Source organism: Heyndrickxia sp. NPDC080065 (assembly GCF_050281185.1).
In the GTDB taxonomy this organism is placed as follows: Bacteria; Bacillota; Bacilli; order Bacillales; family Bacillaceae_C; genus Heyndrickxia.
In genome coordinates this window covers 283,445-295,115 of record NZ_JBNNWS010000005.1, presented here as the reverse complement: position 1 = coordinate 295,115, position 11,671 = coordinate 283,445, and the positions used below count along the sequence as shown (strand labels likewise).

10 protein-coding genes are annotated in these 11,671 nt (G+C 34.2%); 7 read left to right on the top strand and 3 right to left on the bottom strand.

Annotated features, from left to right (window positions below):
• Positions 1 to 246: 246 nt before the first annotated feature.
• The 3 genes from ACQKP0_RS08135 to ACQKP0_RS08125 all read left to right on the top strand — a co-directional run bounded on the left by ACQKP0_RS08135 (position 247) and on the right by ACQKP0_RS08125 (position 6,386).
• A complete protein-coding gene (locus tag ACQKP0_RS08135) occupies positions 247 to 1,464 on the top strand; it encodes an MFS transporter (RefSeq protein WP_427405316.1) in 1,218 nt (405 codons plus the stop codon).
• Positions 1,465 to 1,577: 113 nt separating this feature from the next.
• Entirely contained in the window at positions 1,578 to 3,773 is a 2,196-nt protein-coding gene (locus ACQKP0_RS08130) for a peptidoglycan D,D-transpeptidase FtsI family protein (RefSeq protein WP_427405333.1), read from the top strand.
• Between the two features lie 399 nt (positions 3,774 to 4,172).
• Positions 4,173 to 6,386 carry a peptidoglycan D,D-transpeptidase FtsI family protein gene (locus ACQKP0_RS08125; RefSeq protein WP_427405315.1) on the top strand — a complete coding sequence of 738 codons (2,214 nt, stop codon included), beginning with the start codon at positions 4,173 to 4,175 and terminating at the stop codon, positions 6,384 to 6,386.
• 43 nt (positions 6,387 to 6,429) lie between these two features.
• Here the strand turns inward: ACQKP0_RS08125 and ACQKP0_RS08120 are convergent, their stop codons facing one another.
• Together ACQKP0_RS08120 and ACQKP0_RS08115 are read right to left on the bottom strand one after the other, a co-directional pair.
• Complete coding sequence (locus ACQKP0_RS08120; RefSeq protein ID WP_427405314.1) at positions 6,430 to 6,909, bottom strand: hypothetical protein; 480 nt, start codon at positions 6,907 to 6,909, stop codon at positions 6,430 to 6,432.
• Positions 6,910 to 6,930: 21 nt separating this feature from the next.
• The gene (locus ACQKP0_RS08115; protein WP_427405313.1) at positions 6,931 to 7,290 is read right to left on the bottom strand and encodes a hypothetical protein; all 360 of its coding nucleotides are present in this window, start codon (positions 7,288 to 7,290) and stop codon (positions 6,931 to 6,933) included.
• 369 nt (positions 7,291 to 7,659) lie between these two features.
• Between ACQKP0_RS08115 and rpmG the strand changes: the two genes are divergently transcribed.
• The 4 genes from rpmG to ACQKP0_RS08095 all read left to right on the top strand — a co-directional run bounded on the left by rpmG (position 7,660) and on the right by ACQKP0_RS08095 (position 10,646).
• A complete protein-coding gene (gene rpmG, locus ACQKP0_RS08110) occupies positions 7,660 to 7,809 on the top strand; it encodes a 50S ribosomal protein L33 (RefSeq protein ID WP_058002175.1) in 150 nt (49 codons plus the stop codon).
• Positions 7,810 to 7,895: 86 nt separating this feature from the next.
• Positions 7,896 to 8,465: a 5-formyltetrahydrofolate cyclo-ligase gene (locus tag ACQKP0_RS08105; protein WP_427405312.1), complete on the top strand. Its 570-nt coding sequence runs from the start codon at positions 7,896 to 7,898 to the stop codon at positions 8,463 to 8,465.
• Positions 8,466 to 8,820: 355 nt separating this feature from the next.
• Positions 8,821 to 8,997 carry a hypothetical protein gene (locus tag ACQKP0_RS08100; RefSeq protein ID WP_427405311.1) on the top strand — a complete coding sequence of 59 codons (177 nt, stop codon included), beginning with the start codon at positions 8,821 to 8,823 and terminating at the stop codon, positions 8,995 to 8,997.
• Between the two features lie 131 nt (positions 8,998 to 9,128).
• Positions 9,129 to 10,646: a rhomboid family intramembrane serine protease gene (locus ACQKP0_RS08095; RefSeq protein WP_427405310.1), complete on the top strand. Its 1,518-nt coding sequence runs from the start codon at positions 9,129 to 9,131 to the stop codon at positions 10,644 to 10,646.
• Here the strand turns inward: ACQKP0_RS08095 and ACQKP0_RS08090 are convergent.
• The gene (locus ACQKP0_RS08090; protein WP_427405309.1) at positions 10,630 to 11,520 is read right to left on the bottom strand and encodes a hypothetical protein; all 891 of its coding nucleotides are present in this window, start codon (positions 11,518 to 11,520) and stop codon (positions 10,630 to 10,632) included. The two genes, ACQKP0_RS08095 and ACQKP0_RS08090, sit on opposite strands and share 17 nt — an antisense overlap.
• Positions 11,521 to 11,671 lie beyond the last annotated feature (151 nt).

Below are 11,671 nucleotides of genomic sequence, written 5' to 3'. Positions count from 1 at the left end.
CAAAATTAAAAGGCATGAGCCCAGTACAATACCGAGCTCATACCCAACAAGCTGCCTAACCGAAAAAACCTGTCTAACTTTATGGGGTCACTTCATTTTCCGGTGTTTTTTTATTAAAAAAAATTGAATTATTTAACATCCTCTCTTATCTCACTTCTCACGCCCTCCAGCTCACCTTTAAAAAGAAATATGTATAATGTCACTTCTTTTTCAAAAGCTATTAAGGATGAAAAAGGGGAGTTTTTTATGATATTTCGAAAATGGTTAGGTGACGTAGAATTAACAAAGGATTTATCATTATTGTTATTTATTGGCGGAATATATTCACTTAGCGTTGCGCTATCAAATACTTTTGTAAACATTTATTTATGGAAGCAATCAGGACAGTTTATAGATTTAGCTGTTTATAATTTATCAGTAGTTATTTTTCAACCACTAACTTTTATTTTAGCAGGCAGGTGGGCGAAAAAAATAGATAGAGTCATTGTCCTTCGAATGGGTGTAATTTTTTTAGCTTTTTTTTATTTATCCGTTTTGTTTTTTGGAGGAAATGCTTCACATTATTTAATTGTTTTAGGTGGTTTGCTAGGTATTGGGTACGGTTTCTATTGGCTCGCATTTAATGTTCTGACCTTTGAAATCACTGAACCGGAAACAAGAGATTTTTTCAACGGATTTTTAGGTACTTTAAATTCTGCGGGTGGGATGATTGGTCCAATATTAGCAGGCTTTATCATTTCACGCTTTTCTTCAAGTATCGGATATACCATTGTTTTTGGCCTTTCATTAACACTGTTTGCTCTAGCTGTTTTATTAAGTTTTTTTATAAAAAGACGACCTGCTCATGGAAGCTATTTACTAGCTCGTATTCTAGGTGAAAGGAAAAATAACCGTAATTGGAGATTAATTACGACAGCTCATTTTTTTCAGGGCTTGCGTGATGGAATTTTTGCTTTCATTATTTCTGTTTTTGTTTTTATTTCCACAGGAAGTGAATTTGCTCTTGGAACATTCGGATTAATTAATTCTGGGATATCCTTTTTAGGTTATTCCATGGTAGCCCGTTTGATTAAAAATGAATTTCGGAAGAAAGCGATATTTTTAGGAGGATTACTTTTATATGGTGCCATATTTATCATCGTGTTTGATTTTAGCTATATGAGATTATTAATTTATGCTGCAGTAATTGCTATAGCGTATCCAATTGTTCTAGTACCTTATATCTCAATGACCTATGATGTTATTGGAAGAGGTTGGCAAGCTGCTGAGGCTAGGATTGAATATATCGTCGTCCGTGAATTATTTTTAAATTCGGGAAGAATCACTTCTATTTTAGCTTTTATGGCCGCTATTACCTTTTTTAACGACAAAAAAAGCATTCCAGTTTTACTGATGTTTCTTGGTGCAGGCTATCTATTTGTTTTTCTCTGTTTAAGAAAAGTAAATACTCATTCGGTTACTTAAAAGGCAAAGTATTGCCTTTTTTCTTTTTTGTTATAACTTTTGAAAATATTATATAATTCAGCATCATTTTCCTTTACAATGTAATAAAGGTAAATAGAGGAAAAGGGGTGCTGATTTTGGCGAAGAAGAAAAAAAAGCCTTTTGTTCCATTTAGAATAAATGTTATTTTTTTTGTAGTCTTCCTTTTATTCTCTCTTCTGATTATTCGACTAGGAATCGTACAAATTGTTCATGGGGAGAATTATAAGCAGGAAATTAAGAAAACACATGATGTTTCGATTAGTATACCTGTTCCACGGGGGAAAATATTAGATCGAAATGGAAATTTAATCGTTGGGAACCAGCCTTTAAAAGCGATTACATATACGAGGCCGCAATTGATAAAACCTGATGACATACATAAAATTGCTAAAACGTTAGCTAAATTAATTAAAAAGGATACAGAAGAAGATTTAAAGGCAATAACGAAAAGAGATCGGAAGGATTTTTGGATCTTAAAGCATCCAAATAAGGCTAAGAGTAAAATTACAAAACAAGATGAGGAAAATTTGAAGAAAGAAAAGCTAGACAAAAAAGAGTATGATCAAAGAATATATAAATTAATCCTGGAAAGAATCACAAAAAAAGAGATGAATTCCTTTTCTATAAAAGAACTAGAGGTTTTAGCTATTTACCGTGAAATGTTAAGCGGTTACCCATTGACTCCGCAAATTATTAAGAATAAAAATGTCACTGATGAGGAAATAGCTGTTATTGGTGAAAACCTAGAGTCACTTCCTGGTGTTGATATAACGACTGATTGGGAACGATATAATGTTTACAGGGATAAGGAAGGATTTGCCCCGCTAGGATCTATATTAGGCAGAATCACTACATCAAGAGAAGGCCTGCCACTAGAATTAGCTGAGTATTATCAAGCGCTTGGCTATAGTCGTAATGACCGAGTAGGTAAAAGCTATTTAGAATATCAATATGAAGATGTTCTTCGGGGACAAAAAGAGAAAATTATTAATAAAATGGATCAAGCGGGGAAAGTGGTCGATTCTGTTGTTGTCAGTAAAGGAAAAAGAGGAAATGATATAGTTCTTTCTCCGGATATGGAGTTTCAACAAAAAGTGGAGGATATCATTACTAAAACATTATCACGACTATCACAGCCATACTTGGATCGTGCATTTGTAACGGCCATGAATCCTTATACAGGTGAAATTTTAGCAATGGCAGGAAAACAGCGTGAAAAAAATAAGGATACTGGACAATTTGAGTTTAATGATTTTGCTTTAGGGAATATGATTACATCTTATGCAATGGGTTCAACTGTAAAAGGTGCCATGGTTTTAACAGGATACCAAACAGGGGCTATTTCACTTAACGATAACATAATAAAAGATGAGGCATTGGTGTTCAAGGGTACTCAGTCAAAAAGTTCCTGGCGCTCAACAGCATTCGGATATATTAATGATTTATATGCATTAGAAAGATCCTCCAATGTATATATGTTTAAATTAGCAATGAGGATCGGTGGTCAGCGATATTATATACCTAACGGACCACTTAGCATCGATAAGGTAGAAGCATTAAAAAAATTAAGATATAATTTTGCACAATTTGGTTTAGGGGTAAAGACAGGTATTGACCTTCCAGGAGAACAAATTGGTTTTAGTGGAGGAATTCCACAGTTTGCCGGAAACGTATTAGACTTTGGAATCGGTCAATTTGATACGTATACACCATTACAGCTTGTACAATACATTTCATCAATTGGTAACGGCGGATTCAGGGTTCAGCCGCATTTAGCAAAAGAAATTCGAGAACCAAGTGACAAAATTGACGAGCTTGGTCCAATAGTGCAAGAAGTTGGTCCTAATGTTTTAAATAAATTAGACATGAAAAAAGAATGGATTGAACGTGTGCAAGAGGGTTTAAGATTAGTGGTTAATGCTCCAAATGGTACTGGATATGGATCGATAAAAAACAAACAATTAAAGATCGCTGGAAAAACAGGGACAGCAGAAGCTCTTTATGACGGACCAGTCCCGCACAATCCTGGTCTGATGCTATGGAACTTAACATTCGCTGGCTATGCTCCATACGATCATCCGGAAATTGCTCTTTCTGTTGTAGTTCCATGGTCAACAACTGACAAAAACATGCATCCAAATCTAGATATCGCTGATGAAGTGTTTAAAGCTTATTTTGATTTAAAGAAAAAACGGGAAAAAAATGATACACAATCAACAAAAAAAGAGATCATTATAGATAAGACAAATAAGCAACACGAAGGAAAGGATGATACAAATTCCGATTAAAATTTTGTGGCTTTAATTTAACAGTATGTAATGAGCTTAGGAGATCCTAGGCTCTTTTCTTGTCGTTAAGGAAATTATAAAATATTCGTACTGTGAATAACTTTATGAAGAGCGAGATTTACGTCTAGCTCCAGCGCCTATCGGCTAGCGTATTTCTCCGTCTTCTCCCTACGATAAGTCAACATCGACTCGTCCCTCGCCGTGTTTCCTTTATCTCAGTCGAAGACTGCAAAATCCGTACGCCGATGATCAAGGCGCTTGCGCTTTTGTTCTTTTGGTATTATTTTAATAAAATAACAATCTATTCTTTTCCTTATATTTCTCTAACTAATTTATAGAATTTAAATGGATTTTCCTTTACAATGTAGAGTGATGTAGAAAGTGGGAGGGTTTTGTAAAGTGAAGAAAACGAAAAAAAAGAAAAAGGCGTATGTCTCTATCCGAATGAACATACTATTTTTTGTTGTCTTTCTACTATTTTCTCTCCTTATTCTCCGACTTGGAATCGTTCAAATTGTTTATGGTGACGATTATAAGCGAGAAATCGACAGAAAAGAGAATGTAACGGTTAATACTTCTGTGCCGCGCGGTAAAATTTTAGATCGCAATGGAAAGTTAGTGGTAGGGAATAAACCATTAAATGCCATTACGTATACAAGACCACAAAATATTAAGCAAACTGAAGTTTTAAAAATCGCAGAGGATTTAGCAAAGCTAATCAAAAAGGACACTAAAGAAGATTTTAAAGCCATTACTGAAAGAGACAAAAAAGATTTTTGGATTTTGAAGCATCCAGATGAAGCTGCTGCGAAAATTACGAAAGCGGATAAGGAAAAGTTAAAGAACGATAAAGATTATGACAAAAAAATCTATCAATTAACACTTGATCGTATTACAGATAAAGAAATGAACTCTTTTTCAAAAAAGGAATTAGAAGTGTTAGCGATCTATCGAGAAATGATTGCAGGATATCCATTATCTCCGCAAATCATAAAAAACAAAAATGTAACTCCTGAAGAATTTGCCGTTGTAAGTGAAAATCTTGATTCTCTACCTGGAGTAGATACGACAACGGATTGGGATAGATATAATGTGTACACGGATAAATCTGGTAATGCCACATTGGGATCAGTAATAGGCAAAATTTCTTCCTCTAAAGAAGGATTACCGAAGGATTTAGCTGATTATTATTTATCACGTGGTTATAGCAGAAATGACCGGGTGGGTAAAAGTTATCTAGAATATCAATATGAGGATGTTTTACAAGGTCAAAAGGAAAAAGTAAAAAATGTTACAGATAAAGGTGGAAATGTTTTAGATTCTGAAGTGATTAGACAGGGAACAAGAGGGGACGATTTAGTTTTAGCTATTGATATTGACTTCCAAAAAGAAGTTGAAAAGATCATTAAAGAAGAGTTAGGCGTTGCTAAAACAAGGGGAGATAGCTATTTACTCGATCGTGCCTTTGTAACAGCTATGAATCCGAACACAGGTGATATTTTAGCCATGGCTGGGAAGCAATATGTTAAAAATGAAGATACGGGTAGAACGGAATTAAGTGATTTTGCATTAGGAAATATGATTACTTCCTATGCTATGGGGTCAGTTGTGAAAGGTGCAACAATATTGACTGGGTACGAAGAAGGTGCCATTCATCCAGGTGATTATTTATATGATCAACCATTAAAATTTTTGCAAACACCTCCAATGAAATCTTGGGTACCAGGTGGTATGGGTGGTATTAATGATTTAACAGCTTTAAAAAAATCATCTAATGTTTATATGTTTTTAACTGCAATGAAACTGGGCGGTCAACAACAGTATATCCCAAATGGTCCATTAAGTATTGATAAAATGGATGCGATTAATAAATTTAGAAGAAATTTCGCTCAGTTTGGATTAGGGGTTAAGACTGGAATTGATTTACCAGGTGAACAAATAGGTTACGGACCAGCGATACCACCGGCAAACGGAAACGTACTTTATTACGCCATCGGTCAATTTGATACTTACACTCCATTACAGTTGGTTCAATATGTATCCACTATTGCAAACGGAGGGTACCGTGTTCAGCCGCATATTGCGAAAGAAATTCGTCAACCAAGTGATAAAGCGGATGAACTCGGCCCGGTCATTCAAGAAATAGAGCCAAAAGTATTAAATAAATTGAATATGCAATCCAGCTGGATTGATCGTGTAAAAGACGGATTTTGGAAAGTGGCCAATGAGCAAGGAGGAACTGCTAATGGATGGATTTCAAAAGATTTAAAGGTTGCTGGAAAAACAGGTACCGCAGAGGGGTTATATGATGGTCCTAAACGGCAAAATTATAGTACCGATAACTTACCGACGACCTGGAATTCTACATTTGTAGGATACGCTCCATATGACAAACCAGAGATTGCTATCTCAGTGGTACTGCCATGGTCATATATTGGTAATAATAAAGATCCTCATACAAACCTAAAAATTGCTAATAGAGTTTTCCAAGCATACTTCGACTTAAAAGAAAAACGTGCTAAGCAAGAATTGAAAGATTCAACTTCAACGAAAAAAGTTGAAAATATCAATGAAGCAAAAAAGCAACAAACTGATTCATCATCGAATCAATAATCAATAAAAAAACACCACTTAGCATAGACTAAGTGGTGTTTTCTTATTTTCCTTTTGTAATAACTACTGCAATCTGTTTGAAATCCATTTTGTTTGTTAAATCAAATTTTCCAAGTTGGATTTTTTCGTGATATTTCTTCTTAATTAAGAATTGGACAAACTTTTTATCGTCTTTAATGATCTTTGCTGATTTTAATTTTTCTCCTATTTCAGAAGGGGTCATACCGGATTTAATCGTTAATCGATATTTAATGATCGAATTATCTTTTTCCGGGGTTGTTGTTTCATTTTTATTATCTTGTTTTGTTGTTGTGTCAGTTTTTTGTGCAATTAAAGTTTGATATTTTTCTTCTAATTGTGATTTTTCATTTTGTAATTGTTTTAGTTCTGCTTCTTTAATCTGTACATAGCCATCCTTGACGGAAGTATCTTTATGTCCGGTATCGAAGGATTTGAAAACAAGGATTAATATAGCCGAAAGTAAAAGTCCTAATGCGAAGGCTCTAGTCGTATGTTTACTCATATGTATCTCCTTCCATTTTCATTACTCATTAAGGAATTCGGAAATGATATTTTTTACTTCAGACTGTGATAATGCTGATTGTTTTGAAATTTGTTCTACATTTAATCCTTGTTTGAATAAAGCAACCACTTGGTTTTGTAAAATTTCATTCACAATTGGTTTAGATGATTTTGCTAGTTCTTTTTTCATCATTTGATCATCGACTAATAATTCTTCTTCTAAAACCTTAATTCTTTTATTCATTTGATAGGTTTCTTGATATAGATTCATAGAAAGATCATCTACTTCTTTCTTTAAGCTAGAAGATTGATCGTTTTGAAAAAAGGAAAAGACAAACAACAAGATAGACATTATGAGCAACAAAATAATTAGTATATTCATATACTCACCCTTTCAATTTTTTGCTCTTTACAGTTATAGCATAAACAAGCTCTTACCGCCATAAATATGATAAATTATTATTTTGGAAGGTTTTTCTATAGGTAAAAATTGTAACCAATTTAATGTAATGGCTTTGTTAAATCATATTGTCGATCCTAATAAAATCCTGCAATACACGCTTTCAGCTAGTTATACTTCATATAGAAATCGCTGCACGTATGCTCCACATGTTTTATTATCAAAAATAACGCATAACAAAGCTAAGTGATAAAGAAAGAAAAAACGGACTAGCATTTCGAAAAGAAAAATGATATTATAGAAAAGTCGTATGAATAGTTGAAGAATGCAATGAAGTTTGGAGGGAAAGACATGCGTGTAAATATAACATTAGCTTGCACAGATTGCGGTGAGCGTAACTATATTTCAACAAAAAATAAGCGTAACAATCCAGACCGTATTGAGCTTAAAAAATACTGTCCGAGAGAAAAACGTGTAACTGCACATCGTGAAACAAAGTAAGCAGCAGGGAAATTTCCCGCTGCTTTTTTTTATAAGTTTTTACTTAATGGTTATTACTAATGAAAATTATTGTGGGGGAGATATTTGTGGAGAAAAAAGTGTATAGGGAGAATATAAAAAAAGTCCTATCTGCTTTGGATCGGTGTACATATGAACAGAATTCATATTTAATTGCTAAACAATTAAACCATTTACAGGAGTTTCAAGTTGCAAATACCATTGCTGTCACTTTGTCCCGTTTTCCTGAAGTTGATACATGGCAGATTATTCGTAAGGGCTGGGATTTAGGAAAACGTATCGTCATACCAAAATGCTTTCCAAAGACGAAAACGATGATTTTTAAAGAAATCACATCGTTTACACAATTGGAAAGTGTTTATTTTGGATTATTTGAACCAATTGAAGAACAAACGGTTGAGGTTCAGAAAGCATTGCTAGATTTAATCATTGTTCCCGGGTTAGCTTTTACAGAAAAAGGATATCGGTTAGGGTTTGGCGGGGGATATTATGATCGGTTTTTACAAGACTACACCGGCTGTACGATCTCCTTAGCCTTTACACAACAGATCCAAGAACAACTTCCTATTGAGGAACATGATATTCCTGTCAAAATGATCATTACCGAAAACGGGGTAATCAATTGCGAGGAACAATAGATTGTAGGATAAAATTATTTTTTTTTCACACACTAAGAACAAAAGCGCAAGCGCCTTGCTCATCGACGTACGGACTGGGAAAATTGGCAGTAAAATTTTCCTTGGAGGGACTTCGACTGAGATAAAGGAAACTCTTTGGGAGCCAAAGGCGAATCGATGTTGACTTATCGTAGGGAGGAGTCCTGAAGTCCGCTAGTCGATAGGCGCTGAAGCTAGACGTAAACCTCGCTCTTCAGAAAGTTAACCACAATGCGAATATTTTATATTTTCCTAAAGAAAAACAAAATTTAAAACTGATTTATTAGCTATGTTAATATGAACCATTTGATATCTTTTACATTGGAGGATTACCAAAATGAATAGCTTAATGAAATGGTTATTATCTGGATTTGTTGTTTATAGTGTGTATAAATATCGTTACAAATTACTAAACTTTTTACTCGGCAGCTATTGGTTAAGGAAAATGGGTGTAAGATTGGCAATGAGCATTCCTGGGTTAAAAGCTAAACTAATTCAAAGTACATTCAAATAAAATTCCTCACCGATACACACTGACCAGATGTAATGAGTTATCTCTTTACCCTGGTCTGTTTTTTTTGTTATAGTAAATATTAACAATGCAAAGGGCGATTATATTATTAGTATAGAAGGCGAGGAGTATTGTTGAGTAGTAGAGAGGATTTTTTGTTTTGGCGTTTAGCCCAGATTTTTATTTTAGATAAAAACTATTCATTAATGCAAATGAGTGAGCACCATAATGAATTATGGCTCGAAAATACAATGAATAAACAAGCTCAAGTAATTAGACTTTTACGGTATGATTTAGATTGGGGAAATCGCTTGCAGCGGGATATCCAGCATACTGCATTGCAAGCAGAAAATGTACGAAAGCATTTAATGAAACGAGAGCTAAACGTTGTAAATATATATGTTAGTGAATACAAACCGGTAGATGATTTTGAATCGTATATTGAGAAGCCGTTGCAAATTAATAAAAAAACAAACTTGCACAGTTTTATTATTGATCAAGAAAACGTTGATTCAGTATTAACAGGTATAAGTACTAAACTAAAAAGTCCTCTATCTGTTGATTTACAAGACAGCTACGAAGAGGAAGAGATTGCCTCATTAAAATCAGCTGTTTTAACAAATGTTGTTGCAAAATCCCAGCAGGAGCAACAGTTTTTTCAGAGTGGAAAACCATTTTTTTCGTATGTTTTCCTCGCTATTCAAATCGCGATGTTTATTGTGCTAGAGATGACTGGGGGAAGTACAAATTCAGAAAACTTAATCCGATTTGGGGCAAAATTTAATCCATTAATTTTAGATGGTGAGTGGTGGCGTTTTATTACTCCGATATTTCTCCACATCGGCATACTTCATTTGCTTATGAATTCTTTAGCCTTATACTATTTGGGACCTACAGTTGAGAGAATTTTTGGAAGAATGCGGTTCGTATGGATCTATCTTTTTTCGGGTTTCTCTGGTTCACTGGCAAGTTTTCTCTTTAGCAGTCATTTGTCTGCAGGAGCAAGTGGCGCGATTTTTGGTTGTTTCGGTGCATTACTATATATCGGGGCAACAAATCCAAAATTATTTTTCCGAACGATGGGGAAGAATGTGATCGTTGTTATTATTATCAATCTGGTTTTCGGCTTCAGTGTTTCTGGGATTGATAACTTTGGTCATCTTGGCGGTCTATTTGGCGGGTTTCTTGCAACAGCAATCGTGCACTTTCCAAAAAAACATAAATGGTCCATCCAAATTGGGTCTTTAGTTATTACGGCATTGCTTACAATCGGTTTATTATTTTTAGGATTTCATAATGAGTCACCTGAAGTAATCAATAGTTTGGCACAGCAAAAGATAAATGATCATAAGTATGAGGAAGCCTATGACCTTTTAAACCAGCTTGTCCAAAAAGGAAAAGGCGATGCTGTTACATACTTTCAGCTTTCCTATGCCGAGATTCAACTTCATAGGTTAGCAGAAGCGAAACAACATTTACGAGAAACGATAACAAAAGATCCAGATTTTCATCAAGCATATTATAACCTTGCCCTATTGTATCTGGATGAGGGAAATTTAACAGAAGCAAAAAAACTTGTTCAGAAGGCGATTGAACTATCAAATGATCAAAAATACAATGAGCTCCTTAATAAAATTAATCAAGAAGGTTAATTGATTGCTTAAGGAGTTCCGGTTCTAAATCTTTTGTGATGATTAATACTAATAGTTCATGCCTATTACGATTAATTAATAGTAAGGGAACTGAGCTTCCAAGTGGATGGACGGATGTTCCGTCCTCTTTTTTTATCCCTAATAAATAATTTTTATACAACCCCTCCCATAATTTACCGATTATTTCTTGTGATTGCATTTTGGTGAATCCGGGTAAAGGTCGTTGATTATAGTTGGCTAATTCTGTTATTGGAATAGATAAATATTGATTTAGATCAATTCCAAGACTTAGCATCCCATGTTTCCATACTTCGGTCAGCTGTTTTTCAATAAGTTGATTTATAGTATTTTCCCACTGCAGCTCATCTTTTGTCCGAGAAGTTCGGAATGAGATGAATGTAGGACTAAACTTTGATTGAATCACATATAGATAATTATTTGACATTTCTTGTACACTACTAATAGCTTCATTGTCATGAATTTCTCCATAGTGAAAGGAAATTGCTTGATAGTAACCGCTTCCACTATCTTTAAGGAGATTGCTCTGATCAAGAATAGAGGTGTTTTGTTTCCAATCACCTATTCCTTTGATTTTTATTAGTTTTCCGTTTCTGAAGAGTAATCCGATATCTTGTCTTAAATAGGCGTTTCTATCCAACTCGGAATGTATTGAAAAATCAATTTTATAATTGGTTTGTTTCATGCCAGGAACAAAGCTAATTTGAGTTTGAGCGCTGTTAAATTGTGCCTCCTTATGGAGTGGGAAAAATATTATTGTTTCCTTTGAAGATTGGAAAGCTATTTTTATAATAATAAATAGAGTTGTAATAAAAATGCTCATAACTAAAAAATATTTTATCTTATCCTTTGCCATAGGAGTTTCTCTCCCTTTTGGTTTGTCCATCTAACTCCAAATATACGTAATAACTTATTTATATATGTTTATAAAATTGTACTGAAAGAGAGCTTTATTTGATTTACTGCTTCAAAACTTGTCCCTTCCATGTATATCAACTATACTATCT

What these genes read in the sequence shown, in the direction of transcription:
- ACQKP0_RS08135 (WP_427405316.1), top strand. Translation starts at nt 247, where the DNA reads ATGATATTTCGAAAATGGTTAGGTGACGTAGAATTAACAAAGGATTTA.
- ACQKP0_RS08120 (WP_427405314.1), bottom strand. Translation starts at nt 6,909, where the DNA reads ATGAGTAAACATACGACTAGAGCCTTCGCATTAGGACTTTTACTTTCG.
- ACQKP0_RS08115 (WP_427405313.1), bottom strand. Translation starts at nt 7,290, where the DNA reads ATGAATATACTAATTATTTTGTTGCTCATAATGTCTATCTTGTTGTTT.
- rpmG (WP_058002175.1), top strand. Translation starts at nt 7,660, where the DNA reads ATGCGTGTAAATATAACATTAGCTTGCACAGATTGCGGTGAGCGTAAC.
- ACQKP0_RS08100 (WP_427405311.1), top strand. Translation starts at nt 8,821, where the DNA reads ATGAATAGCTTAATGAAATGGTTATTATCTGGATTTGTTGTTTATAGT.
- ACQKP0_RS08090 (WP_427405309.1), bottom strand. Translation starts at nt 11,520, where the DNA reads ATGGCAAAGGATAAGATAAAATATTTTTTAGTTATGAGCATTTTTATT.